Annotated in this window: 27 protein-coding genes, 1 pseudogene and 1 other annotated feature; of the genes and pseudogenes, 3 read left to right on the top strand and 25 right to left on the bottom strand. The window is 52.5% G+C overall.

Translation table 11 applies throughout. From position 1 onward, the window contains the following. Positions 1-19: 19 nt before the first annotated feature. Complete coding sequence (locus EDM54_RS10370) at positions 20-1,078, bottom strand: YutH/CotS family kinase-like spore coat protein (protein ID WP_003387593.1); 1,059 nt, start codon at positions 1,076-1,078, stop codon at positions 20-22. Then, on the bottom strand, positions 1,059-2,291 hold the full coding sequence (locus tag EDM54_RS10365) for a hypothetical protein (RefSeq protein ID WP_238986204.1): 1,233 nt from the start codon (positions 2,289-2,291) through the stop codon (positions 1,059-1,061). The genes EDM54_RS10370 and EDM54_RS10365 overlap by 20 nt, the downstream gene beginning before the upstream one ends. 32 nt (positions 2,292-2,323) lie before the next feature. Here EDM54_RS10365 and EDM54_RS26975 point away from each other — a divergent pair, with 32 nt between their 5' ends. After that, positions 2,324-2,647, top strand: a complete 324-nt coding sequence (locus EDM54_RS26975; protein WP_255320235.1) for a hypothetical protein — start codon at positions 2,324-2,326, stop codon at positions 2,645-2,647. A 46-nt stretch (positions 2,648-2,693) separates the two neighbouring features. Here EDM54_RS26975 and EDM54_RS27360 read toward each other — a convergent pair. From EDM54_RS27360 to thrR, 6 genes and pseudogenes are all read right to left on the bottom strand, one after another. Continuing rightward, positions 2,694-2,747, bottom strand: a pseudogene (locus EDM54_RS27360) (hypothetical protein); the annotation flags it as partial. Positions 2,748-2,907: 160 nt separating this feature from the next. Continuing rightward, positions 2,908-3,768: a prephenate dehydratase gene (gene pheA / locus EDM54_RS10360; protein WP_003387595.1), complete on the bottom strand. Its 861-nt coding sequence runs from the start codon at positions 3,766-3,768 to the stop codon at positions 2,908-2,910. 20 nt (positions 3,769-3,788) lie between these two features. After that, complete coding sequence (gene thrB / locus EDM54_RS10355; RefSeq protein ID WP_003387596.1) at positions 3,789-4,724, bottom strand: homoserine kinase; 936 nt, start codon at positions 4,722-4,724, stop codon at positions 3,789-3,791. Then, positions 4,721-5,818, bottom strand: a complete 1,098-nt coding sequence (gene thrC, locus EDM54_RS10350) for a threonine synthase (protein ID WP_172920373.1) — start codon at positions 5,816-5,818, stop codon at positions 4,721-4,723. The genes thrB and thrC overlap by 4 nt, the downstream gene beginning before the upstream one ends. A 2-nt stretch (positions 5,819-5,820) precedes the next feature. Beyond that, positions 5,821-7,119, bottom strand: coding sequence for a homoserine dehydrogenase (locus tag EDM54_RS10345; protein ID WP_003387598.1), 1,299 nt, complete (start codon positions 7,117-7,119; stop codon positions 5,821-5,823). 25 nt (positions 7,120-7,144) lie between these two features. Next, complete coding sequence (thrR, locus tag EDM54_RS10340; RefSeq protein WP_003387599.1) at positions 7,145-7,588, bottom strand: transcriptional regulator ThrR; 444 nt, start codon at positions 7,586-7,588, stop codon at positions 7,145-7,147. Positions 7,589-7,773: 185 nt separating this feature from the next. Between thrR and EDM54_RS26435 the strand changes: the two genes are divergently transcribed. Then, a complete protein-coding gene (locus EDM54_RS26435; protein ID WP_170208321.1) occupies positions 7,774-7,926 on the top strand; it encodes a hypothetical protein in 153 nt (50 codons plus the stop codon). 167 nt (positions 7,927-8,093) lie between these two features. Here the strand turns inward: EDM54_RS26435 and EDM54_RS10335 are convergent, their stop codons facing one another. The 7 genes from EDM54_RS10335 to EDM54_RS10305 all read right to left on the bottom strand — a co-directional run bounded on the left by EDM54_RS10335 (position 8,094) and on the right by EDM54_RS10305 (position 13,362). Beyond that, the gene (locus EDM54_RS10335) at positions 8,094-8,753 is read right to left on the bottom strand and encodes a PilZ domain-containing protein (RefSeq protein WP_003387600.1); all 660 of its coding nucleotides are present in this window, start codon (positions 8,751-8,753) and stop codon (positions 8,094-8,096) included. Between the two features lie 8 nt (positions 8,754-8,761). Continuing rightward, positions 8,762-10,039, bottom strand: coding sequence for a GTPase ObgE (gene obgE, locus EDM54_RS10330; RefSeq protein ID WP_024983973.1), 1,278 nt, complete (start codon positions 10,037-10,039; stop codon positions 8,762-8,764). Positions 10,040-10,049: 10 nt separating this feature from the next. Continuing rightward, positions 10,050-10,637: a Spo0B domain-containing protein gene (locus tag EDM54_RS10325; RefSeq protein WP_003387602.1), complete on the bottom strand. Its 588-nt coding sequence runs from the start codon at positions 10,635-10,637 to the stop codon at positions 10,050-10,052. A 108-nt stretch (positions 10,638-10,745) separates the two neighbouring features. Beyond that, the gene (gene rpmA, locus EDM54_RS10320; protein ID WP_003387603.1) at positions 10,746-11,039 is read right to left on the bottom strand and encodes a 50S ribosomal protein L27; all 294 of its coding nucleotides are present in this window, start codon (positions 11,037-11,039) and stop codon (positions 10,746-10,748) included. Positions 11,040-11,041: 2 nt separating this feature from the next. After that, positions 11,042-11,398 carry a ribosomal-processing cysteine protease Prp gene (locus tag EDM54_RS10315; RefSeq protein WP_003387604.1) on the bottom strand — a complete coding sequence of 119 codons (357 nt, stop codon included), beginning with the start codon at positions 11,396-11,398 and terminating at the stop codon, positions 11,042-11,044. Positions 11,399-11,408: 10 nt separating this feature from the next. Then, positions 11,409-11,720: a 50S ribosomal protein L21 gene (rplU, locus tag EDM54_RS10310; RefSeq protein WP_003387606.1), complete on the bottom strand. Its 312-nt coding sequence runs from the start codon at positions 11,718-11,720 to the stop codon at positions 11,409-11,411. Positions 11,721-11,730: 10 nt separating this feature from the next. Further along, positions 11,731-11,808, bottom strand: a sequence feature (ribosomal protein L21 leader region). Positions 11,809-11,859: 51 nt separating this feature from the next. Then, complete coding sequence (locus tag EDM54_RS10305) at positions 11,860-13,362, bottom strand: Rne/Rng family ribonuclease (RefSeq protein WP_122958158.1); 1,503 nt, start codon at positions 13,360-13,362, stop codon at positions 11,860-11,862. A 227-nt stretch (positions 13,363-13,589) separates the two neighbouring features. On the opposite strand from EDM54_RS10305, the gene EDM54_RS10300 reads away from it, so the two are divergent. Then, positions 13,590-14,132, top strand: coding sequence for a GNAT family N-acetyltransferase (locus EDM54_RS10300; RefSeq protein WP_371862571.1), 543 nt, complete (start codon positions 13,590-13,592; stop codon positions 14,130-14,132). A 25-nt stretch (positions 14,133-14,157) separates the two neighbouring features. Here EDM54_RS10300 and EDM54_RS10295 read toward each other — a convergent pair whose 3' ends face one another. The 10 genes from EDM54_RS10295 to EDM54_RS10250 form a co-directional block, all read right to left on the bottom strand. Continuing rightward, a complete protein-coding gene (locus tag EDM54_RS10295; protein ID WP_024983976.1) occupies positions 14,158-14,994 on the bottom strand; it encodes a M50 family metallopeptidase in 837 nt (278 codons plus the stop codon). Then, entirely contained in the window at positions 14,987-15,766 is a 780-nt protein-coding gene (locus tag EDM54_RS10290; RefSeq protein WP_031932365.1) for a M23 family metallopeptidase, read from the bottom strand. Before EDM54_RS10290 ends, EDM54_RS10295 begins: the two co-directional genes overlap by 8 nt. Before the next feature lie 137 nt (positions 15,767-15,903). Next, positions 15,904-16,104, bottom strand: a complete 201-nt coding sequence (locus EDM54_RS10285; RefSeq protein ID WP_003387612.1) for a cold-shock protein — start codon at positions 16,102-16,104, stop codon at positions 15,904-15,906. A gap of 261 nt (positions 16,105-16,365) precedes the next feature. After that, on the bottom strand, positions 16,366-17,496 hold the full coding sequence (rodA, locus tag EDM54_RS10280; RefSeq protein ID WP_003387613.1) for a rod shape-determining protein RodA: 1,131 nt from the start codon (positions 17,494-17,496) through the stop codon (positions 16,366-16,368). 124 nt (positions 17,497-17,620) lie between these two features. Continuing rightward, complete coding sequence (minD, locus tag EDM54_RS10275) at positions 17,621-18,415, bottom strand: septum site-determining protein MinD (RefSeq protein ID WP_003387614.1); 795 nt, start codon at positions 18,413-18,415, stop codon at positions 17,621-17,623. 78 nt (positions 18,416-18,493) lie between these two features. Further along, the gene (gene minC, locus EDM54_RS10270; protein WP_024983978.1) at positions 18,494-19,165 is read right to left on the bottom strand and encodes a septum site-determining protein MinC; all 672 of its coding nucleotides are present in this window, start codon (positions 19,163-19,165) and stop codon (positions 18,494-18,496) included. A gap of 97 nt (positions 19,166-19,262) precedes the next feature. Next, positions 19,263-21,791, bottom strand: coding sequence for a peptidoglycan D,D-transpeptidase FtsI family protein (locus EDM54_RS10265; protein WP_264484501.1), 2,529 nt, complete (start codon positions 21,789-21,791; stop codon positions 19,263-19,265). 9 nt (positions 21,792-21,800) lie between these two features. Further along, the gene (mreD, locus tag EDM54_RS10260; protein ID WP_003387617.1) at positions 21,801-22,325 is read right to left on the bottom strand and encodes a rod shape-determining protein MreD; all 525 of its coding nucleotides are present in this window, start codon (positions 22,323-22,325) and stop codon (positions 21,801-21,803) included. After that, on the bottom strand, positions 22,325-23,269 hold the full coding sequence (gene mreC / locus EDM54_RS10255) for a rod shape-determining protein MreC (RefSeq protein WP_003387619.1): 945 nt from the start codon (positions 23,267-23,269) through the stop codon (positions 22,325-22,327). The genes mreD and mreC overlap by 1 nt, the downstream gene beginning before the upstream one ends. Before the next feature lie 14 nt (positions 23,270-23,283). Next, a complete protein-coding gene (locus EDM54_RS10250) occupies positions 23,284-24,327 on the bottom strand; it encodes a rod shape-determining protein (RefSeq protein WP_003387620.1) in 1,044 nt (347 codons plus the stop codon). Between the last annotated feature and the right edge of the window lie 51 nt (positions 24,328-24,378).

Here is a 24,378-nt window from a genome sequence, read left to right as displayed (position 1 = left end):
AGACCATCAGCTTTTTTCTTTACCCGACAAAATGATACTCCCCCCATGGAGAATGACGGAAGAGATGTTCCCCCGATTGCAGGAAGCTTTGACGCGCCTCGCGGAGTCTGGCTTCCATCTGTACCAACTGCAGTACTCCTCGTACATGATAACCTGGGCGATTGCCGTAAACACCCGTTACTTCACGCAGCAAGTTGTCCGGGTAACCGAGCAGCTGGTGGATCATCCAGATTTGCGTGTCGCTCAAATACTGAATGCGGCAGTAGGCCTCAATCGCTTCAATAAAGGAAGACATTCGGTATTCTTGAAGAAGCAGCATTCTCCCCATGAATTGGACGAGGTCAACAAGCTGCATATCCTGCCCGACTGTATCGAGGTCGATTAAGTAGCAGCTGCCGCGGGGAGTCAGCAAAAAATTGTGGCTGGCCACATCCCGGTGTGCTAGCGTGCCTTGTTCCATAGACGCGTAGAGCTCCGCTGTCAGCGGCAATTTGTAAGCAGCCTGGAGAGTGCCTCGCCCTTCGCGAATTGCATCTTCCGCCATTTCTGAAATCAGCTGTTCGAGCCGATTTTGCGGTTCTTTCTGCTCGATATGCCAGGTGATCTTTTCGAAATGCTCCAGTCTGCTTTCCCATTTATCGATCAGCGCTGGCTTTCCATCAAACGGAAATGGCTCCGCCAGCGGAAAATCACGAGCGGCCTGGTGAAATCTGGCGAGGGTCATCGCCGCTCTCTTGACATCGGAAAGAGAAGCGTTATCCGATTCACGTCCATCGATCATATTCATAATCGTATAGTACTTCCCCTGAAAGGGAAAAATCTTTTCTCCCTCATAGTCAGACACGTACTTGACGGTATGGGTAAATCCTTTATCCCGGAGTATCTCTGAAAGCTTTGTCACCCACTCTGCTTTCTCTCGCTGTTTATACCCTTTCAAAATCCAATGGCCCCGATCCGTTTTCAGGTAATTCACGTTCCGACGAGGTTTTACCCCGTAAATACGGCAGCGGAATGCTTTTTCAAGAGACGGAACAATGGATTTGTTCATGTCCGGGGAATCAGGAAGAAGATTCGTCATATCCCGTTTCCCAATCAGGCCACACTTCCGGTGCTGGGAGAGCCGGCTTCTCTTTGGAATCTGGATATGACTCTTGGTAAGCTATATGCTGGTATCCGCGGCCGCAATCATCGGAATCGGGCGTTATGTGATGACTCTCCCCCCTGCGTCTTCTGTGACCAGATGAGCTGGAAGAGGATTCAACATACGTTCTTCTTCTTCTCTGTTTACGAGAACGGGGATAACTTCCATACGGTTCCTCTGGCGAGTGATAATAAGGGTAAGCAGGCGGCATCATGTTCGGCAAGTGGTCCGGCATAAAGTCCGGCATTGCGTGTGGCATCATATTCGGCATGAAGTCCGGCATCGTATGTGGCATCATATTCGGCATAAAGTCTGGCATCGCATTTGGCATCATATTCGGCATAAAGTCTGGCATCGCATCTGGCATCATATTCGGCATAAAGTCTGGCATTACATGCGGGATCATTGGCGGCATCATATTCGGATACGGCATGGGTGGACAAAACGGCATCATTTCCGGGAGTACCTCTGCCTGCACTTGCGGCATTGGGATAATCGGTGGCTGGCCGCACGGCGGGCATGGTCTCACAAAATCATGGTAAGGCTGCGGCGGCTGATATGGGTAGTAAGGCTGCTGCGGTATCGCTGGGCTCACCTGGGTTGGCGGTTGCATTGGTCTTCTTGGAGTGGGACGGAACGGCTGCTGTTGGCCTTTTAGTGTCGGCGGCACGGTCGGCTGCAGCGGGCTGACTTGTGTCCTCGGCATTGGCGGCTGCACTGGTCTTACCTGTGTCTTCGGCAGCGGCGGCTGCAATGGACTTGCTTGTGTCCTCGGCAGCGGCGGTTGCAGCGGACTCACTTGTGTCTTCGGCTCCGGCTGCTGCAGCGGACTCACTTGTGTCTTCGGCTCGGGCTGCTGCAGCGGGCTTACCTGCGTCTTCGGCCTAGGTGTTGGCAGTGGACTGGTCTTTTTCGGCGTAGGCGGCATGATCGGACGTGGAAGGACAGGAGCTTCGGCCAATGGTGAGACTCGCTGCGGCGGACGAGGCTGTGCAGGCGGCAGTGGCGGGAGGGCAGGTGGCATATTATTATCTGGGATAAAGGGGAGTGCCTGAGGTGTTTCGATCTCGGATTCGATCTCCATGCTTTCTTCCCTGTCAAAGTCTTCTTCCGATTCAATATCAATGTCCTCAGGTATATCCTCTTCCATCTCCGGCTCTTCCTCCGAGGGCTCCATCGGGCGTGTCTCAATCCGCTCCGGCACTTCCGGCACCGGCTGCGGTGCTGGTTGCGGCGCTGGTTGCGGCGCTGGCTGCGGTGCTGGCTGCGGTGCTGGCTGCGGTGCTGGCTGTGGTTCCGGCTGCGGCAGCGGAGCCTCCTTTTGCTCTTGGATTGGCCGTTCCTTTACCAGGGGAGATTCGGCTGGCTGCTGGATCGGGCGCTCTTTTACCCGGGGAGATTCCGTTTCCCCAAAGATTTGACTTTCACTTGCCTGAGGAGATTCACTTGATGAAAATGGTCTGCTTTGCTGCGGACGGACTGGAATCCCCATTGACGGGATTTTAACCCTCAAGCCGGGGTAGATGAGATCGGGATTTTTAATTTGACTGTTCAGGCGAAGCAGTTCTTTAAAGTCCACTCCATATTTTTTTGCGATTTTCCACATGGTATCGCCTTTTTGAACTACATGGATTCTCACTGTTTCTCCTCCCTCTCGGAAACTCCCTACCATGGTATGCACCCATGGGCGTTTTGCTCACCCGGTTAAAAAAGGGTTGACGCCCATCTTTGTCACCCGGTTTTTGGACAATAAAAAAGCCACCTGCTCAGGTGGCTTTGTACATGTAAAACGGATACGTGCCAAGCTGTCTGACTTGACAGCCCAGCGCCTCAATTTCTGCAAAGGCTCCAGGCAGCAGCACATCATCCATTTTTTGTTCGATATCGATTACAAAATAGTAGCTGCCCAACCCTTTTTTCGTCGGACGCGATTCAATCTTTGACAAGTTGATCTTGCGCCACGCAAAGGCAGCCAAAACCTGATAAAGCGCTCCGGGAAAATCCTCTGGCAGTGTCACCAGGATGGTAGTCTTCTCTTTGGAGGAGGAGGGCAGATCCAACGGCTCTTTGCCGATGAGCAGGAATCGGGTATAGTTGTTGGAATAGTCTTGAATCTCCTGCCACGCGAAAGAAAGTGGGTAAATTTCCGGATTTAAACGGGTTCCAATCGCAGCCCATGGCTCTTCCGGATGCTCACTGACAGTCTGCGCAGCTTTTGCCGTGCTGTTCGTATACTCGATCACAGCCTGGGGCAGATGCTCCCGAATAAAATTATGGCATTGGGCGATCGCATGCGGGTGTGACAATATTCGTTCAATTGCGGACAATTCCAGCTGCTCTTCCCGCTTGGCTACCAATAGATGCTGGGAAATAGGCAGCGCCAGCTCCCCCATGATCGGCAGGTCCACTTCGTGAATCAACCAGTCCAATGCTGTATTCACGGTGCCCTCAATCGTGTTTTCAATCGGAACGACACCGTAGTCGACTTCGCCTTTGTCAACAGCGACGATCACGTCAATAATGCTTGGATACGGCAGACGTTGAATCTGCAGCCCGGCGGTCAATGCCAACGCGGCTTCCTCGCTGAAGGTTCCGTGCGGCCCAAGAAAAGCAAGTTTCTTCTCCATGGCAGTACTCCTATCCGTATTTATCTCTCTTCGAATACCACCTGTGCGCCATGCTTATCCGGTTTCAGCTGCATCGCTCGATAAGAAACGCCATGTTTGCTCATGACAGATTCTATAAATCCGCTGAGGTTGTGCAAATCCTCCTCTGTTTGATAAAAGCAGAGGATAGTGGGGCCGGCACCGCTAAGAGTAGCACCCAGAGCACCGCTTTCAGCCGCTCCTTCCAGTATTTCAGACAAGCCGGGTACCAGTTCGGCGCGATACGGCTGATGCATCCGATCCTTCATCGCCTGGCTCAACAGGTCAAGTCTGCCTTGCGCCAATGCGGCCACAAGCAAACTGCTATGACCAACATTATATATGACATCCTGCTTGCTGTACATCTGGGGTAGGACATTTCGCGCTTTTTCCGTGGAGAGCGGAAAATCCGGGATGATCGCCAACGTTTTGAGCTCGTCGGGCGGATCGAGCCGAACATACGGAATGGCTTGATGCTTCTCTTCAGGCATGGTAGCAACTACCACTCCGCCAAACAAAGACGCCCCTATATTGTCCGGGTGTCCCTCCAGCAAAGTCCCCATCCGGAACAGCTCGTCACGCGTATACGGCTCGCCTAAAAGGTGGTTGGCAGCCACCAGTGCACCAGCGATGGCTGCCGCACTGCTCCCTAAGCCCCTGGTCAACGGAGCATCGCTCGCGGCCCGGATATACAGCTCCGGGGCGGACTGTCCTGCTTCGCGAAACAGCCCGGCAGCTACTTCATACAGCAGATTGCTCTTGTCGGCAGGCAGCCCTTGCATTTCAGGTCCGATCAGTTCGATTGCGGTCGTCTCAGCTACCGCTATTTCCACCGAGGAGTACAATTGAAAGGCCATGCCGATCGTATCAAAGCCTGGGCCCATATTGGCCGTACTCGCGGGTACATTCACCCGAACTTGCGAACGACTTTCCATCATGCCATCCCTGCTTTCTCGGCAATGAACGACATCACCGCTTCACGGGTGGCCGGGATCGACCGCGGCTCTTCGCCGACCAGCTTCAAAGCAATGTTGGGATCCTTCAAACCGTTTCCGGTCAAGACACAGGCAATCTGTGCGCCATCCGACAGCTTCCCTTGCCTGCGCAGCTTGATGATACCCGCGAGCGACGCAGCCGAAGCCGGTTCGCAAAAGATGCCTTCATGCTTGGCCAGCATTTGGTACGCTTCCAGAATCTCGTCGTCCGTCACGCTGTCCACCAGACCGTTTGACTCGGAAACGGCCTGCAGCGCTCCTTCCTTGCTCGCCGGGTTGCCGATACGGATGGCCGTAGCGATGGTTTCCGGATTGGATACGGTTTCCCCCAGTACGAGCGGAGCCGCTCCGGCCGCTTGAAAACCGTACATGTTTGGCAGGCTGTCGATCAAGCCGAAATCACGATATTCTTTGAAGCCTTTCCAGTAGGCGGTTATATTTCCTGCATTCCCGACAGGGATAGCGAGAATGTCCGGCGCTTTTCCCAACGCGTCGCATATTTCAAACGCCGCGGTTTTTTGTCCTTCGATCCGGTACGGATTGACGGAGTTCACCAGCGTAATCGGCTCTGACGCGGTAATTTCGCGGACGATTTGCAGAGCTTCGTCAAAGTTGCCGTCGATCGCGATAACCTCCGCCCCATACGCGATGGCCTGAGCCAGCTTTCCGAGGGCGATATTGCCATTTGGTATCAATACGATGCAGCGAAGTCCAGCGCGGGCTGCATAAGCAGCGGCAGCGGCAGACGTATTTCCCGTGGAAGCACACATGATGGTGCGGCTGCCTTCTTCTACAGCCTTGGCTACTGCCATGACCATGCCCCGATCCTTGAATGAGCCTGTAGGATTGAGACCTTCATACTTAAAGTGAAGCTCAACGGCCAGTCTCTCGCTCAGGTTCGGTGCATGAATGAGCGGCGTGCTTCCCTCGTGAAGACTGATCAGCGGGGTGTTTTCCGTCACTGGCAAAAAGCTGCGGTACCTCTCCAGGATGCCGGTGTGCCGTTTGATCATGTTCGGTGATGGTGCCTGGTCCATGTTTATTCTCCTCCCTCTACCCGGTAGCAGCTTTTGATTTCATGAACGATGTCCATTTCTTCCATGTAGGTGAGTACCGCGTCCATGTCGCCTTTGGCCGCCGAGTGAGTCACCAGGATGATTTCAGCCTGCTGACCGTTGTTGTACGGCTGCTGAACGACTTGCTCGAGAGATATATTTTTCTCCGCTAAAAGCTGTGTGATCTGAGCAAGTACACCCCGCTTGTCTGCCACTACCATGCGGAGGAAGTACTTGGACAGCTTTTGACTGTCTTCCTTCAGGATTTTCTCCTTGTATGGAGCTACCATGCCGCGGCCGTTTACGCCGAGCTTCATGTTCTTCACCACTGTCACGAGGTCGGAAACTACCGCTGTTGCCGTCGGCAGCTCGCCTGCACCCGGTCCGTAAAACATCGTCTCGCCTACCGCTTCCCCGTGCACGTAAACCGCGTTGAACACACCGTTTACCGATGCCAGCGGATGACTTTTGGCCACCATGGTAGGCTGTACGCTTACTTCGATGGCTTCTCCGTCGCGACGGGCCAAACCGAGCAATTTCACCTCGTAGCCGAGTTTTTTTCCGTAGGCGATGTCCTCTTTGGATACGCGGCTGATCCCTTTTACATCTACGTCTTCGAGCTTCATCGGAACGCGGAAGCCGAGCGTTGCCAAAATCGCCATTTTACGGGCGGCGTCAAAGCCTTCCACATCGGAGGTGGGGTCTGCTTCCGCATAGCCCAAAGCTTGGGCCTCCTTGAGCACTTCCGCGTAATCGGCCCCTTCCTGGCTCATTTTGCTCAGGATGTAATTCGTCGTTCCATTTACAATTCCCATCATTTTGGTAATTCGGTCGGATGAGAAGCCTTCCACCAATGCGCGCAAGATTGGAATGCCGCCCGCGACGCTTGCTTCGTAAAAGACATCACAGCCTTTTTCCTCAGCCTTTTGCAGGATTTCCCCTCCGTGCAGCGCCATCAAATCCTTATTGGCCGTGACCACGTGCTTGCCACGATCCAATGCAGCCAATATGTAATCTTTAGCCTGCGAGATGCCGCCAATGACTTCCACCACGACATCAATGCCTTCGTCATCCAATATATCGTGAACATCGGTGGTAACGATTTTTTCCATCGAAGGGATGCTGCGGGATTTTTCCGCATTCTGCACGAGAATTTTGCTGATTTCAATGCCAAGCCCAGTCTGCTTTTGCAGATCCTCCTGGTGGGCTTGAATAATCCGGACTACCCCTGTTCCAACCGTTCCAAACCCCATCAATCCTACGCGTACCGTTTGCTTCTCCATGTGAACTCCTCCCAAATTCGGCGACTTATCCGCGACCTACAATCATCGCTCTTCGCACGCCGTTTATCTCTTGCAACCCTTCCAGAAACTCTGTGCTCGGCACCTTCAGGTTCGCCATATCGACGGACAAGGTGATATTGGCAATTCCCTGCAGCGGAATCGTTTGGTTAATCGTCAGTACATTGCCGCCCAAGTCTGCGACGAATTGCAGGACTTTTGACAATAAGCCGGATCGGTGCTCCAACGCGAAGGTGATCGTCATAATTTTTTCACTCATCATCGCGTTGAACGGAAAAATACTGTCCTTGTACTTGTAAAAGGCGCTCCGGCTCAGTCCGACCCGTTCTACTGCCTCATTGACCGTATCGACTTCGCCAGAATCCAGCAATTTTTTCGCTTCAATCGTCTTGGCGATTGACTCGGGCAGGATGTCCGACCGTATCAGATAGAACTTTTCTTCCCGCTTCACTTGCTATGTCCTCCTGAGAAAAACAGTTGTTTTTACATAGAGGACATTATAGCCCATATCTTTTGATCTGACAATCCTTATCCGACATTTTTCTCATTCCAGCGGTTCTCGGGTTCACAGGTACATGCAGACTAGCCCCTTGGCGCAGACTAAAACGGATCACGTACGAAGCGAGGTGAAGCAGGATGGCAGGACGAGGCAAAACGGACAAGTCGGAACGTCGCAATAACCACCCCGCTGGCAAGCCAAGCTCCTTGGATCAATTCGGGGATAACCTCCGTGGGAAAAAGATGGCGCAATCGCCGCATATTACAGAAGATCCGAGCGGCAATGGATAGTACAGACAGCGCTTGAGCGAAATCATCTAAACGCAAAAAAAGTATGCCCTTGTCCCGGGCATACTTTTCTCTTCACTATGACGGTTTGCAAGACTCTGCGGCTAAATGTACAAAGGACCGCTATACGCGTAATTCCCTTTGGTTTCGGCTCAAAAAAATACCGCTCCTCAGGAGGAAGCGGTTTGTGCCAGTTGGTGATAGTAATCGCGAATGACCTTGTGGTATTTTTCATCGATATCGGTAAAGATCAGCTTCACGACGGCTTTTCCATCTTGAAACGTTTTTTCCACGACTTTGGCCATCGCCACCAGCTCCTGCTTGACCGAGGGGATCTCAAAGGAGAGGTGCAGAAACTCCCCGACCGCGACATATCCTTCCGTACTCATGACGAGCCTGGTAGGTGAGAAGTATAGCAGAACCCCTTCTGCCTTCTCTTCGATAGGGCGGGCCCCCATTACTTTATACGGAATCTTTACCGTAACGTTGGGCTGGAGTAATTTCAATTCACCTTTTGTGGAAATTTCAATCCCGACCGGAAGCAGTCGAGCCATTTTCACCGGCCAGATTGTCTCTTCCTGAATGACTTCCAGATCCAGCGAAGTAACGGTCGCATCTGTTTCCCAGCGCAGTCGAACCCGGGAGCCGACAAGCGGCGGGCGCTGCTCTTTTTCCTGCGAATAAGACACAATAAGGTATCCTGCTTGAACGTGCTCGACCATCACTGTCAGAGACCCTTGCGGCTGCTTGGCAAGGATCATCTGCAGGACGGCACCGCGATGCAATCGATTGTCAGCGAGAAAAGACGCCAGGGAAACTACGTCAGCCATACCATTCATCACTCCACGAATTCAAACTCAAAATCTCCGATCCGAACGGTATCTTTATCCCGCGCCCCATGCTTGCGCAAAGCGTCATCAACACCCATATTCCGCATCATGCGGGCAAAACGCTGTACCGAATCATAGCTGTTCAGGTTCGTCATGCGCACCAGCTTTTCGATTTTCTCTCCACTGACCACAAATACGTCTTCTTCCTTGGTAATGAAGAATGGATCAGGTTCTTTCTCGGCACGAAATACGACGCGCTCCTCGACCTCTGCCACCTCTTCGACTGTCAGCTTGTCCGGCAGCGTATCCAGCAAGTCCGCCACGGCGTACATCAATTCCCGAACGCCTTGACGAGTGGCTGCCGAGATTTCGAAAACTGTCACATCAGGAAGTTTTTCCTTGAAGCGCTTCAGGTTTTCCTTTGCCTCTGGCAAATCCATCTTGTTCGCTGCGACGATCTGATGACGCTCTTCCAGCCGCAGGTTGTACAGCTTTAATTCCTTGTTGATCTGAATGTAATCCTCATAAGGGTCCCTGCCGTCCACTCCGGCCATGTCAATGACATGAACGATCAATCGGGTACGCTCGACATGCCGCAGGAATTGATGGCCTAGTCCCACACCCTGGTGGGCTCCTTCAATCAGACCGGGCAAATCGGCCATGACAAAGCTGCGTTCACCCAAGTCCACGACACCCAAATTGGGCGTAATGGTCGTGAAGTGATATTCGGCAATTTTCGGTTTCGCTGCCGTCACAGAAGAAAGCAGGGTGGATTTCCCTACAGAAGGGTACCCAACCAGCCCGACATCGGCCATTACCTTTAGTTCCAGCGTAATGTAGCGTTCCTGTCCCGGTTCGCCGTTTTCGGAGATATGCGGTGCCGGATTGGCTGGCGTAGAAAAACGCATGTTTCCGCGGCCTCCACGTCCTCCTTTGGCGATTACAGCCCTTTGGCCGTGCTCCACCAGATCCGCAATGACCTCTCCCGTATCATCGTCCACCACCGTTGTTCCCGGGGGTACACGGACGATCAAATCCTCGGCACCAGCTCCATGCTGCGCCTTGTTGCGGCCATGCTCGCCGCGCGGCGCCTTGAAATGCCGCTGGTATTTGAAATCGACCAGTGTACGCAGTCCTTCGTCAACGACAAAGACGACGTCACCGCCACGCCCTCCATCACCGCCAGCCGGTCCGCCGAGCGGCACGTATTTTTCCCGGCGGAAAGAGACGGCTCCGTTTCCACCGTCCCCCCCTTTTACAAACACTTTCGCTTGATCGACAAACATGATGTCACCTCTATCCTTCCGCAACCGGAACTACCAGCTCCAGTATCCAATCCTCATCTGTATGTATCCATTCGGTGACGATCACCGGGCCCTGCATTCCTTCACGTACCAGTTTTTCCAGTTCGACCATTCCGGATGCACGAATTTTCCCTGCCAGATCGAACCGGAAGTGAATCCCCCGCTCGCCTTTAAACAAGGATATTTGCATGCTGGCTGGTTCGAACATATTTTTTTCCAAATGCTTATTCACTGTACATACAATACCTGACACCGTGTCAAACAAAGCCTTTTCATCCAGGACCGTCAACGCCAAATCTACATGGCTGCACACGTCCACTTCCATGAGCATGTCTTTGTTCAGCGCGTTAAAGGTCAAGAAGAAGACGGACAACATCGAGCTGTTTAGCCGGGCCAGCATACTTTCCTGCATCGCGAGTTCAGAGACGCGCTTCAGGTATGCTTCCCCTTCCTCAGGGCGGCCCAAACGCAGATAGCCAAGCAGTACCTGAACATGATTCAGCCAGTCATGACGCTGCCGATTTAATACGGTCAGCAGTTCGTCTGTTTGCTCTGTAAACAGCTTCCGCTCGTCTATCATTTTTCCCACCCAAACCGATAAGAATTTCTTTCTTGTACCTATTGTAACACATGAAAACGTAGACATAAAGAAAACCCAGCAACAAGGCTGGGTTTTTCGTTTCCGTATTTACGCTTGGGAAGCGACCGGCTCGATCACCACTTGTTTGCGATCGCGGCCCAGACGCTTGAAGCGAACAACACCGTCTGCTGTTGCAAACAGAGTATCGTCGCCGCCTTTCATCACGTTTTCACCTGGGTAAATTTTCGTACCACGTTGGCGAACGAGGATGTTACCGGCTTTTACGAATTGACCATCGCCGCGTTTCACGCCAAGGCGCTTGGAGATGGAATCGCGACCGTTCTTGGTAGAACCTACCCCTTTTTTGGAGGCGAAGAACTGAAGGTCTACAGTAAACAGCATTTTCATTGTGAGGCACCTCCTTGCCATTTGTCATCTTGTACCGAAACGTATGATCCGTACTGCTCCGCAACCGCCAGCAAGGATATGACCATGCTCTCCGCCAGTAGCTGCTGTTTCTCGTGGAGCTCTGCATCCTCCAAGGATGAAATGCTCCAGCGGAGAAACCCGCCGTCTTTTGGAGCCTGCGAAACTTGAGGAACGATGCCGAGCAGAGGGTGAATTGCATTCAAAATGCCAAAACTGATCGCTGATACAGCAGAACATACAATGTCCGAGCCATAGGCAGCCGCATTGGCATGTCCGGAAATGCACACCTCTTTAATCCCGTACGGCGCTCGATTCACGATCACTTCAATCATGGCCGATCACTTACGCGTTGATCTTTTCGATCACAACTTTGGTGAACGGTTGACGGTGACCTTGCTTGCGACGGTAGTTTTTCTTGGATTTGTATTTGTACACGATAATTTTTTGGCCTTTACCGTGTTTTTCTACTTTACCAGTTACCGTTGCGCCAGCTACAGTAGGAGCTCCTGCTGTAACCTTGCCGTCTTTGCTTACAAACAGTACTTTGTCGAAAGTAACTACGTCACCTTCAGTAGCAGCCAGTTTCTCGATGAAGAGAACTGCTCCTTCTTCTACTTTGTACTGTTTTCCACCGGTTTCGATAATAGCGTACATTGTGTGCACCTCCTATACTCAGACTCGCCTGTGCAGGTGCGCCGCGAAGGGCGACTTGAGAACCTGATCCGAGCGGTTACAGTATGCCGAGGCATAACTGTATAACAACCACTAGGATACCATACGGTGATTCGCCCAGTCAAGAATTTTTCGCATGAGAAAGCCAGAGCCGCTCCGCTTCTTGCCGACTTCCGGCATATAAAATCCGATAGCGCCCGCCCGACAGCTCTTCTGCCTTGCGGACGTACAGAGTGACCGGCCATGCCGATCCGTCTGCCTGTCCATTCTGCCAGTATTCAAACAGCCGATCGGACAGCTCCACGAGAGCAGCCTCCGCATCCTGGACTTTGGCCAGAGCTTCAAGATCTTCCCTGAGGTATCGGAAGCACTCCTCTATTTTCAGCATGCGTCCGCCGCCTTCACAGCACGGACACGGCTCTGTCAAACGTTCAGCCAGACTTGCTCTCGTCCGCTTTCTCGTCATCTCCACCAGACCGAGGGACGTCATGCCCAGCACGGACACCGGTACCGGATCGGCTTTTAGTGCACTCTCCAAAGCCTTGAAAACGCGCTCCCGGTTTTTTTCCTCGCGCATGTTGATAAAATCAACGATGATCATTCCTCCGATGTCCCGCAAGCGAAGCTGGCGGGCAATCTCATCGGCCGCTTCCAGATTCGCCGCGGTGACTGCCTGTTCGCGCTGCTGTCCGCCTCTGCCCGAAAAAGCTCCGGTATTGACATCAATCACGGTCAGCGCTTCGGTCCGGTCGATCACGATATTGCCGCCGCCTGCGAGAGGCACTTGCCTTTGAAGCGCTAGAGCGAGCTGCTCTCTGACACCCCACTGCGCAAACAGCGGCTCCTTTTGCCGATGCCAGCGAAGCTTTGGCAGCTCTTCAGGGAACATGGCTTCCATCAGCTTGCCAACCTCGCGAAAAAGAGCCGCGTCCTCAACAATCACTTCCTCTGCGCCATCGGCCAAAAAGTCCCGCAGCGCCGCTTCGATGAGACTGTCGTCCAGCAATAAACGGCACGGGGCCTTCTTGCCTTGCACCGCTTGCCAAGCGTCCCGCCAACGGCCGCGCAAATACGCCCATTCCCGCCTGAGCTGCTCTTCATCCGCTTCGGCCGCTTCGGTACGGACAATCACGCCCTCCCCCTTTTCCAAAAGCGAGGACATGAGCGTGGTCAACCGCTCCCGTGCGCATTCGTTCCTGATTTTGCGGGAAACGGACACCGGCTCCTCACCCGCGCCCAGTCCTTCCGCCGGCAAATAGACGAGCAGCCGCCCCTGCAGGCTGACCCGCGCTGTCACTCGGGGAGCTTTCGTTTCCGTCCCTTCCTTGATCACCTGAACGAGCAGAGACTCGCCTTCACGCACATAGGCACTAATGGAACGCCCTGCTTTTTTGCCAGAGATCGGAGCTGCTTCGTCCACATACAAAAACGCTTGTTGATCATACCCGATATCGATAAATGCCGATTGAATGCCCGGCACTACCTTGGCCACTTTTCCGTAATAAATATCCCCTGACAGCGCCTCGCTCGCTTCCGCCTGGGTTCGCCATTCCACCAGCTTGCCCTTGTTCATGAGCGCTATGCGCAGCTGTCCACCAGCATTACTGATCCCCGCGCTTTTCAACAGACTGCCTCCTTGCCGATGCCCTTGATTATTCCCCCGTCCGGCCTGCTCATTTTGAGCAAAACACTTTCCGGCTTGCCGGCAGGATAATCATGCAGCGATCGAGTAATCTTTCATGATCCGTCCAAGACAGCTCCTTCAGAAGTAATCTAGCATAGCTGCGCGGGAATGAAAAGGGAAGGAGGATCGGCCAGGATGGTATCACATTCAGCAAAATAGGAGGGCCCCTGATGAGAGAAGAGAGGCAGCTGGGCATTCGCAAGCTTGCCCCGGAAGATGCCGTTCACTTGCGCGTGTGGCTGAATGACGAGCGTGTGCTGACTTATTATGAAGGGCGGGATCGGCCACATGACGACGCGATGATCCGTGCGAATTTTTTTCCGGAAGACGATGAAGGTGTCAGCCGTTTTCTTGTACTTTTCGGAGAGGAGCCAATCGGCTACGTACAATACTACCCCGTCGATAGCCAGGACAAGCTGGCATACGGGTACTCCCCCGATGAAGCCATCTACGGCATGGACCAGTTTATTGGCGAGCCGGTGTATTGGAACAAGGGACTTGGAAGCCGTCTCGTCTCAAGCGTAGTGCAAGCGCTCAGCACGGAAAAGCATGCTACCCGGGTGATCATGGACCCGCAAGCATGGAACAGGCGAGCCATCCGCTGCTACGAGAAGTGCGGATTTCGCAAGGTGAAGCTGCTTCCCCGGCATGAATGGCACGAGGGGAAAAAACGCAATTGCTGGCTGATGGAATGGCGTGCAGAAGACTGATCAGACGGCAGAAACGCCCGCTTGCTCAAAGCAGCTTGCCAACAGCTGTGTCGTGCTTCTTTTCAAACAGCATCGCATGCAGTAGCTGCTGCTCCGGCAACAGCCCCGTCCCTTTGACGTAGACCAGATGGGTATAGCCGCGGCATAACAAGTAGGATACCTCGATTACCGTCGCGGTCGGGGGTACTGTCAAAGCACGCACAGCCTGCTCTTCTGCAGAGCGGACGTATTTTTCCATCAAGAAACGGATGAACTGATAGGGGAAGCGCAAAAATGTCTGAATGTTGATGGCCAGAAGATAGACCGCGACAATGGCAACATTCAGTTGCAGCGAGAGGCTGGCCATTCCCAGCATGAAGGCAGCAAGCAATGTGCTTGCCGCTATTGAGGAAACTGCCGCTTTCCGGTACGGAAGATACCAGCATAGCAATGCCTGGAGTATCCGTCCTCCGTCCAAAGGCCAGATCGGCAAGAGGTTAAAGCCGGCGATGATCAGATTGCTCGTCAGAAAAAAGCGGGCCCACTCCTCTGTCCATAGGCCCAGTGTCCAACAGCCCCAAGAAAACGCCATCATAACGACATTGAGAAAAGGGCCGGCAAGAGCCACAACGATTTCATCCAAGGGATCGGTCGCATACGCCTCTTCCATCGTTGCCACGCCGCCAAACGGCAGCAACTGCACCTCCGTAACCCTCCATCCCAGCTCTCTGGCAACAGCCACATGTCCCATCTCATGAATGCAGACAATGATAAATAAAGAGAGTACTTCTGTGAACAAGCCCATGACCACTGAAAGGCCGATCACGAACCAAAAGAGCAGATGGATGCGAATACGGATGCCAAAGAGGCGCCAATCATTCAAAGGTGATCACTTCCAGCGGGTTGCTCGGTTGCTCCTGCACCTGCAGTCCTACGTACAGATGCCGTACTGTTTCATTGACCGCTCTCGGGACACCCACCACCTGCCCTGCCCCGAGAAAATCGTCGACCGCTACCTGGACCGTCTCCATATTGCCAAACCAAAGCTCCCTCCCCTTCGCCAACCGAACAACCACTGTCTTTCCGTACCCAGGCTTGTCGCCGATGAAAGTCACCCAGCCTGTCTCTCCCATCACAACATTCCCGTCCCCTTCGGTGCTCAGGATGACCTTTGTGCTTTTCGGGTCGAAGGGCTTAGCCACTCTCCAGTCCGCTGACCATTTCCAGACGTTCAAGGTCTGCGGCGTGCTTGCGGGAACGGCTTTTGTACCGGATAACGACGGCAAAAGGGTCGGCAGGGAGCCAAACCGGGCCTCGTACCAACCCGCCACACCGGAAAAATTAAAATCGCGCGTCATGACTTCGCGCGCTTGGTTTTTCCAGGAAGATGGCAGCAGCGATGATTGAAACAAAACATAGGCCAGACCAATCAACAGCAGGGACGCAACAATCTGCATGCTCCATTTTTCTTGTGGCGGCAGCGAGGGAAAGCTTCCTTTTTCTCCGCGGGATGACGTCGGAAACAAATCGGAATCCGTCTCGATCGGGTCCTTCCAGTCATCCACAAACGGGGCGAAGCTGTCTCTTGATTGGGTGCGAATCCGTTCTACCCGCTCTCGTCTTCTCTCTTTCACACCATCTACTTTATCGAACATGTACATCCCTCCGAAGGCCAAGCTTTGGTACATCTTATGACTTGTCTCCTGGCAATATTCGCAGGCTTCAGAGGGTCCATATACATGCAAAAAAGCAGTCCCTCAAACGAGAGACTGCTTTTCGTATCTGCCAATATTTACAGTTTTGCAACGTTGGCAGCTTGAGGACCACGGCTACCTTGAACGATTTCGAATTCTACTTTTTGGCCTTCTTCCAGGGTTTTGAAGCCTTCTGTCTGGATTGCGCTGTAGTGTACGAATACGTCATCTCCGCCTTCTACTTGGATGAAGCCGTATCCTTTCTCCGCGTTGAACCATTTTACGATACCTTGTTGCATGAAACAAACCTCCCTAAACATTGCGCCCATGAGGCGAGAAAGTGTACCGTTAACCTGTTTTTACAGAGAAGTTTTCTTCAGTATGGAAAAAAGTCATACCCTGGCGAGATTTGACCACATGGTGGTGTCTTCTCTTCGAAGGTACGACCCACAACCAATCCATCAAATCACTACAGCTAGTAAAAATGGTTAACTTAGGTTGAGTGTATCACATTCGGATGAAATTGTCACGCATTTTGAAATGTGTGTGAACAACTCTTTTTAATCAAATCTGAGCTTGTCTTTGCGCATCCCGATATTGAGCACGACTCCCATAATCAGAAAATTCGTGAGCAGTGAGCTCCCTCCGTAGCTGATAAATGGCAACGGAAGACCGGTAATCGGCATAAGCTGAATCGTCATTCCGATGTTTTCAAAGACCTGAAAGGTAAGCATGCCTACAACGCCCGCGACGACGTACGAACCAAACGGATCTTTGGCCTCCATGGCGATCCGGATCATCCGGTAAATCAGGAAAAAGAACAGGATCATCAGCAGACCCGCTCCGACAAAGCCCAGCTTCTCGGCGATGACGGTGAAAATAAAGTCGCTTTCCCCTACTGGCACCCAGCCGAAGCTTGCCTGCGTCGGCGTGTTTACTCCCTTGCCCAGCAATTGACCGGAACCGATGGCAATCAATGACTGTTTCAGTTGAAAGCCTTTTCCCATCGCTTCCAGATCGGGATCCAGCCAAAAGACGATCCTATCCCACTGGTATGGCTTGATGATCTTGAAGAAAAGCGGCTGCTTGTACATATAAATAAGCGCCATCGCTCCGAAAAAGCTGACGACCAGCGTACCCAAGTACAGGACGTGCTTGAGCCGGATTCCGCCTACGATCAGCATGGTGACCAGAATTCCGCAGTAGACAAGCGCACTTCCGAGGTCAGGCTGCACGAGAATGAGCAGCAAAGGTACGGCCACGATCAAGCCTACGGGAATGAGCTGATAAAAGTAATAGAACCGATTGTTGTCTTCCGCATGTTTGGCCAAAAGCCTGGCCACCGCGAGAATCGTAAATAATTTCATCGGTTCGGAAGGCTGAAATAGGATGACCCCCAAATTGTACCAGCTGGTCGCATTGTTGATCGGCTTCGTCTCAAAGACACCAATCAGCAGAATAATTCCGATCGCATAAAAAACGTATGCCAAAGAATGATACAGTCGATAATCGAACAGCAGTGTAACGGCGAGGACAACAAAGCCGATCGAGTACCAAAGCACTTGTTTCATGGCAGCATCCACGCCCTTGGCGGACCCGCTGATCCCGATGTAGCTGAATGCGCACAAGCCAAGCAAAATGACGAGAATAGCCCAGTCTATCTGTTTTAAATGTCGTTTTTCCAGGTCCATGGTTATCCTCCTAGAAAACCTTTCTCCCCTGTCAACAGACGGGGCTTTTGCCTCTGTTCATGATGTGTAGACGAAAGGAAAGAACAGGAGTGCTCCTGTTCTTTATCTATGTGCCATCATCGGTTTATTTAAAACCAAAGAATTTCCGGACTTTTTGAAACACCCCTGCTTTTTGTTCCAAAGGCTGCAATGGAACCGCTTCACCCAGCAGGCGGCGAGCAATGTTGCGGTAGGCAATGGCAGCACGCGACTCATGATTCATAACCGCCGGCTCACCTTGGTTGGCAGATTTGATGACATGATCATCATCTGGCACAACGCCCACCAAGTCAATGGCTAGCAAATCCAGAATATCTTCCACATCCAGCATATCGCCATTTTTCACCAAATGAGGGCGCACGCGATTGATGACCAGCTTGGGCATCCCCATTTTTTCCCGCTCCAAAAGCCCAATAATACGGTCCGCATCGCGTACAGCGGCTTTTTCCGGAGTGGTAACCACAATCGCCTGGTCAGCCCCGGCGACCGCATTGCGGAAGCCCTGTTCAATGCCTGCCGGACAATCAATGACCACATAATCGAATTCACGCTTCAGCTGGGTTACAATTTCTTCCATCTGCTCGGGGGAAACTGCCGATTTGTCTTTTGTCTGTGCAGCCGGCAGCAAGGACAGATTTTCGAACCGTTTGTCTTTGATCAAGGCTTGCTGCAAACGGCAGGACCCTTCCGCGACATCAACCAAGTCGTAAATGATCCGGTTCTCCAGACCCATCACCACATCCAGGTTGCGCAGCCCGATATCGGTATCCACCATGCATACCTTTTGGCCCAAAAGTGCAAGAGCCGTTCCCAGATTGGCGGAGGTGGTCGTCTTTCCCACGCCGCCTTTTCCTGATGTTACGACAATTCCAATACCCACATCCGTTCCTCCTTCAACTACGTCGAGTACCACATTTCACATCTGTATCCCGAATCGGCAAATTCTCTCCTAGTCGTCTCAATGTTTCCGTTCTCCCAGCTCTGGACGAATGCGGGGCAAATAGTTCATCTTGGCTACTAGCATCGTCCCATCTTCCAGGTACGCGAACTCGGTGCCGCCCGAACTACTGGCCCACTCTTCTCCCGGCTTGCTGATGACATCCGCAATCCTCAGTTGGGTAGGAGCCATGACCGCAGCGGCGATGATGGCCTGTGTATCTCCTTTGAATCCCGCGTGTACATAGCCGCGAAGATTGCCCAGAATGTAAATGTTACCGGTAGCACGAACAGTACCACCGGGATTGACATCACCCAACAGCAGCAGGTCTCCTTCAAACTCCAGCACCTGTCCGGAGCGAACCGTATGCACCTGAATGGAGAACGTTGATTTGAGGCGCTCGGCAAACGCTTCTTCTTTGCTAATGACATCCGCATCGATCGTATGGATGACAAGGTTCCCTTTTTGCCGAATGATATCCGTCAACTGCTCCTGCTGTTCAGGAGAGCAGTACCGCTTCCCCAGCTTGAGAGAAACGCGAATAAGCGGGCCTGACAGGATTTGTTGATGGCTGTGCTCTATTTTTTCACGCAAGTCGGTCAGCAGTTCTTCAAAGGAACAGGTATCGTCCATGAAAAAAACGAGTCCCTCTTTTGTCCCCTTGATCGTGACCTTGCTTTTTGCAGTCGTCACCTGTTTCACCTCGACCGATACCATTCGCCATGATGACAAAAGATTCCTGCTCTGCGTGAAAAAAATGCCGAATCGGGTCGGCAGCCCGGCAGCCCGTCTACCTGGTGGTAGACTGTTGGGATCCAGTAGCTGCCGTTGCCGTTGTTTGTGAACGCTCGGTTGTAGTAGTCGCAGTTCCAGATGGTGGTGCCGGAGTCAAAACTCCTGGATTCAACTCGTTATAGGCTTCAAGCAAACGACGGGCAACAGGTCCGGTAGCATCGGAACTCGAAGTCCCGTCACGCAAGCTGTTTGGCGCAACGACGACAAATACGACTTGGGGATTTTCATAAGGTGCATAGCCGACGAGAACGGCGTTTTCTGCTCTTTGGCCTGTTTGTGCGGTACCGGTCTTGGCCGCGACCGTAAACGGCAGGCCTGCAAACGTGCGATAAGCCGTACCTCCCGGCTGGGTTACCATTCGCATCCCTTCTTGCGCCACTTTAATGTACTTGGGATCGATTTCCACCCGGTTCAGAACCTGTGGCTCAATTACAGTCAGCGTTTGGCCGGGTTGTTTCGGATCAGTCGTACCGCTGCGGATTTCTTTTACCAGATGAGGACGCATCCGATAGCCGCCGTTGGCAATAGTTGAGACGTATTGTCCGATTTGCATCGGCGTGAACAGGTCGTACTGGCCGATCATGGCGTCTGCAAGGTTTCCGTAGAACAAGTTGGAGTTTTCCACTCCCTTTCGCTCTCCCGGCAGATCGATTCCTGTTTTCACGCCCAAGCCAAATTGGGCATTGTAGTAATCGAGAATGGAGAATTGCTCGGACCAGTGTGTCTTCGCCCGATTGGCCAAACGAATGGCCATTTCGTACATGTACGTGTTATTTGATACTTGCAGGGCACGCCGGGCGTTGACAATCCCATGGCCTCCCGGCTTCCAGTTCCGCTTGTACGACGTTCCGACCTTTAATCCGCCTCGGTCGTTAATCGATTCAGTTGGCGTGGTCAGCCCTTCCTGCAGCGCAATCATCACCGACAGCGGCTTATACGTAGAAGCCGGGGGATAAGCTGCATAAATGAAGCGATTTGATTCATTCGGGAGAATTTCTGTCGCGTATCTCTTGTTGAACTCTTTCCGGTCATAGTAAAGGTTCAAATCGTAATCAGGATAGCTGGCCATCGCCAGCACTTCGCCTGTATTCGGATTCATCACCAGCACATGGGCATCCTTGAATTCCTTCGGCGTGCTCGGTTTTTTCTTGAATGCCTCTACTTCTTCCTTCAAAATCGCCTCTACCTTGCTTTGGAAACGCCAGTCCAGCGACAGAACGAGATCGTCACCGGGCTCTGCGGGACGCCGGGGATTTCTCTCCACGGTTTCCGAATTTTTATTGACGTGCACCTCTTCAACGCCGTCTTTTCCCCGCAAGTAGCGTTCGTAGTAGCTCTCCAGACCCGTCACGCCTACTCGGTCGAATGGATTGTAGCCCTGTGCCTGGTATTCCTTTAGCTGTTCCGGCTTGATCGCGTTGGTGTAGCCGAGAATATGCGTAGCAAAGCCAGTACCGTCGGGATCCCGGAAAATTTCCCGGACCGGCTCGAGAACGACGGAGATTCCCGGCAGTTCAGACAGCCTTTCTTCAATCTTGAACCGCTCGTTGTCCGTGATATTTACCTTTACACGGCGGGGAATGTAGCTTGGCAGGTGGGACGAGCGCATCTCTTTCAACAGAGACAGCTTGTGCCATTGAAACTGGCGTTGCTGGTCATTCAGCTTCAAATTGATTTCCAGGCCAAACAGCGAAGCATACCGCAGTAAATCCATGTCGGATTTCGTGCCCAGCTCTGCCGGAGACGGCAGCTTCTCCAGCTGGTATTTTGTCTCTTTGACCAGATCGCTGCGGTCGTCCTTGTCCAGCGTCAGCTTCAACGGTACATTGGCAGCAATGGCGCTCTTCAATAGCTCCGTATCCGACATCCCGTCAAACGCGGACGACTGTCCTGGAGCACTCATCTTTGCTTTCAGCGCGTTCTGAACCGTCTTCCGCTCCTGATCGGTGAACGGAGATCGTACGCGCAAGCCCACGTAAAGCGCTGTTTTTACCAGATCCACATCGGACATTCCTTCCACTTCGCTTACCTTTGGCAGCTTTTGAAGCTTGGGAATGAGCTTGTTGATCAGCTCTTCCGTTTCTTTCGGCCCGAAGGCAACCGGCAATGTGGAATTCAGCTCGATCGTTTTTTTCAGCAATTCCTCATCCGTGCCCATCTTTTCCGCGTCTACAGTCAGGATTCGGGCCAAACGGTCGGCTACCTGTTCCTCATCAATGTCCTTTCCTTCCTCTTCCACATACGTAACGGTGTATACCGGTTTATTGGAAACGAGCACGGCTCCGTTCGTATCCAGAATTCGACCGCGGGGCGCAGGAATAGGCAGCTCTCGAATGCTGAACTTCTCCAATTCGTGCCGGTACTGTTCCCCTTCAACCAGCTGAACGTAGGCCAGTCGGAGGATGACAGCTGCAAAGAGCAGAAACACGATGATAAACAAGATGTTTAGCCGTACCGGAATATGCGATTTCTGTTCCTGGGTTTCACCCACGATCCTTCTCCTCCTCTCAGGGTGAATCGTCATACCAATGATTTATTCCAGCGGCACTTCCCGTTTGGAGATGACAGCCTTGCAGATGGTCTTCATCGGGAGATAAATCAATAGTCCAAACAGGATATTGAGAACCGTTGTCGGTATGATTTGCCAATTTAACATCCAGCGAACATCCAGCGGTGCAGTCGCAAATAACCGATGAGTGCTGTACAAAAGCCATTCGTGGCCAAACAGGATCAGGCTGCATGTGATGAAGACCATCGCAAAGCCGCGCTGAAACAAGACGACGATCAGCCCTGCGAAATAGCTGGCTACCATCATCGTCATCATGTACAGTCCTACAACCTGTCCATAAAGAACATCGTGGAGCAATCCGATGGCCAGGCCGTAGTACAATCCCTCACGCCTTCCCAGAAACATGGACACGAGCAAGGTACCTACAAGCGCAAATCGGGGTACTGTCATCCAGGACAGACCCCATGCGGAAGGCGACACAAACTGTATAACCGTTCCCTCAAGAACAAACAACAGCAGCAGCGTCAACGTCAGCAATAACCGAGACATTATTGTCCACCCCCGGCAGCCGGCGGAGCGGGTGGTGTCTGTGTCTGCTGGTTGGGAACCAATTCGCCTGTAGGCGTGAAGGTAAAGCTCCGTTCTACCACCATCACTTCATTTAATTGGGAGAAGTCTGCGCTGGGCTGGATGTAGGCCGTCTGCGTCAAACCGTAATCATCCGGCTCTACCCGGACAATATACCCGATCGGCAGATTTCGCGGTATCACCCCGCCCAGGCCGGAAGACACCACCTGCTGTTTTGCTTCAATTTTCTGTCCCCAAGGAATTTTTCGCATGATCAACAGACGCTCCTGAGGATCGTATTCTTCAATGACGCCGCTTACGGTTTGATAGGACGTCGTGCCGTTGGCCGCCTGCAGCTTCACCTGGATATAGGCAGATATGTGGTTTCGCCGCTCGTAGCTGGTCAACAGCTCGACTGTCGAAGAGAAATTGGCTACGCTCTGTACTCGTCCGATCAAGCCTTTGGCTGTCATCACTGCCATATCTTTTTTGATTCCGTGCTTTAATCCTTTGTCAATCGTAATCGTATTGTTCCAAGTGTCTGGATTTCGCGCCACTACCTCTGCGAAGCGGAGATCGTATGATTTTACCAGATTATCCTTCGCCTGCAGGGCGGACCGCAAACGTTCATTTTCCGCTTGCAGGTCGTGCAATTCGGCTGTCATTCTCGCGTATTGGTCCATACCAGCTTTCAGTGCACGATTCTCCTCGTAAACATCATACGCATCGCCAATTCCCTGAAAAAAGCCGGAAACAGCCTGGGCAGGGCGATAAAAAAAGCCCTGCACCACGCTGAATGTATCCTTCAAAAACATTTCCGGCCAGCTGAGTTTAGACCGTTCCCGGGAAGTGAAACCCACGATCGTAATGAGCAAAACCAGGCCCACAAGGACAATGATCAGTCGCTTATTCCCGAAAAACGACATGCCGCAACCTCCGTTTATCTACCGCGTTTTTGTCGGGAAGAGGTTATACCGTGCTTTGACTTGAACAAGTGCAGGTTCTCCAACGCACGGCCGGTTCCGATCGCTACACAATCCAGTGCGTTTTCCGCAACGTGAACCGGCATGCCGGTTTCTTTGCTCAGAAGACGATCCAAATTGCGGAGCAAGGCCCCGCCACCGGTCAGTACAATCCCTCTGTCCATAATGTCCGCAGCAAGCTCCGGCGGACTTTTTTCCAACGTAACTTTTACAGCTTCCACAATCGCCGCTACCGTCTCGGCCAGGGCTTCGGCGATCTCCGTACTGCTGACGCTCAGCGTCTTCGGCAATCCCGTTACGAGGTCGCGTCCGCGGATTTCTACCGACTCTACTACTTCCGGCGGAATGGCAGAACCGATCTCCAGCTTCAGTGTCTCCGAGCTGCGCTCCCCAATCATCAGATTGTACTTCCGTTTGATGTATTGAACGATCGCCTCGTCCATCTCGTCCCCTGCTACACGAATCGAGCGGGCAGTGACAATTCCGCCTAGCGAAATGATGGCAACCTCAGTCGTACCGCCGCCGATGTCCACAACCATGCTGCCAGTCGGCTCCCATACAGGCAGATCAGCCCCGATGGCAGCGGCAAAAGGTTCTTCGATCGTGAATGCTGCTTTTGCACCTGCTTGGGTAGTCGCATCTTCCACAGCGCGCTTTTCAACCGCTGTGATCCCGGATGGAACACACACCATTACATTTGGACGGCGGCTGAACAGCCCTTTGTTCTTTTGCGCCTGATTAATAAAGTATCGCATCATAGTGGCGGTTGTTTCAAAATCGGCGATGACACCGTCCTTCATCGGACGAACGGCGACGATATTGCCCGGTGTACGGCCGATCATGTTTTTCGCCGCGTTACCGACGGCCTCAATGGTATTCGTATCGGTACGGATCGCCACGACAGACGGCTCACGAACGACGATTCCTTTCCCTTTTGCATAAACGAGTGTATTGGCAGTGCCAAGGTCAATCCCCATGTCACGAGAAAATCCACCAAACATAGAAAAACTCCTTCCGCTAAGTTCCAAATGCTAGTAAGTATTGTAAGTCAT

The sequence above is a fragment of the Brevibacillus borstelensis genome (assembly GCF_003710865.1).
Lineage (GTDB): Bacteria > Bacillota > Bacilli > Brevibacillales > Brevibacillaceae > Brevibacillus > Brevibacillus borstelensis.
Note: the sequence above shows the minus strand (reverse complement) of the source record. Positions and strands in the feature narration are given on the sequence as shown.

Bases quoted from the DNA above. Each gene is read 5' to 3' on its own strand.
- EDM54_RS10285 (WP_003387612.1), bottom strand. From the start codon at position 16,104: ATGCAACAAGGTATCGTAAAATGGTTCAACGCGGAGAAAGGATACGGC.
- EDM54_RS26435 (WP_170208321.1), top strand. From the start codon at position 7,774: ATGGCAGGACGAGGCAAAACGGACAAGTCGGAACGTCGCAATAACCAC.
- mreD (WP_003387617.1), bottom strand. From the start codon at position 22,325: ATGTCTCGGTTATTGCTGACGTTGACGCTGCTGCTGTTGTTTGTTCTT.
- pheA (WP_003387595.1), bottom strand. From the start codon at position 3,768: ATGGAGAAGAAACTTGCTTTTCTTGGGCCGCACGGAACCTTCAGCGAG.
- thrC (WP_172920373.1), bottom strand. From the start codon at position 5,818: ATGGACCAGGCACCATCACCGAACATGATCAAACGGCACACCGGCATC.
- EDM54_RS10265 (WP_264484501.1), bottom strand. From the start codon at position 21,791: ATGACGATTCACCCTGAGAGGAGGAGAAGGATCGTGGGTGAAACCCAG.
- EDM54_RS10370 (WP_003387593.1), bottom strand. From the start codon at position 1,078: ATGACGAATCTTCTTCCTGATTCCCCGGACATGAACAAATCCATTGTT.
- rodA (WP_003387613.1), bottom strand. From the start codon at position 17,496: ATGGACCTGGAAAAACGACATTTAAAACAGATAGACTGGGCTATTCTC.
- EDM54_RS10325 (WP_003387602.1), bottom strand. From the start codon at position 10,637: ATGATAGACGAGCGGAAGCTGTTTACAGAGCAAACAGACGAACTGCTG.
- rplU (WP_003387606.1), bottom strand. From the start codon at position 11,720: ATGTACGCTATTATCGAAACCGGTGGAAAACAGTACAAAGTAGAAGAA.
- rpmA (WP_003387603.1), bottom strand. From the start codon at position 11,039: ATGCTGTTTACTGTAGACCTTCAGTTCTTCGCCTCCAAAAAAGGGGTA.
- EDM54_RS10315 (WP_003387604.1), bottom strand. From the start codon at position 11,398: ATGATTGAAGTGATCGTGAATCGAGCGCCGTACGGGATTAAAGAGGTG.
- EDM54_RS10335 (WP_003387600.1), bottom strand. From the start codon at position 8,753: ATGGCTGACGTAGTTTCCCTGGCGTCTTTTCTCGCTGACAATCGATTG.
- EDM54_RS10290 (WP_031932365.1), bottom strand. From the start codon at position 15,766: ATGTTCGATAAAGTAGATGGTGTGAAAGAGAGAAGACGAGAGCGGGTA.
- thrB (WP_003387596.1), bottom strand. From the start codon at position 4,724: ATGATGGAAAGTCGTTCGCAAGTTCGGGTGAATGTACCCGCGAGTACG.
- EDM54_RS10250 (WP_003387620.1), bottom strand. From the start codon at position 24,327: ATGTTTGGTGGATTTTCTCGTGACATGGGGATTGACCTTGGCACTGCC.
- EDM54_RS10365 (WP_238986204.1), bottom strand. From the start codon at position 2,291: ATGGAAGAGGATATACCTGAGGACATTGATATTGAATCGGAAGAAGAC.
- mreC (WP_003387619.1), bottom strand. From the start codon at position 23,269: ATGTCGTTTTTCGGGAATAAGCGACTGATCATTGTCCTTGTGGGCCTG.
- obgE (WP_024983973.1), bottom strand. From the start codon at position 10,039: ATGTTTGTCGATCAAGCGAAAGTGTTTGTAAAAGGGGGGGACGGTGGA.
- EDM54_RS10345 (WP_003387598.1), bottom strand. From the start codon at position 7,119: ATGGAGAAGCAAACGGTACGCGTAGGATTGATGGGGTTTGGAACGGTT.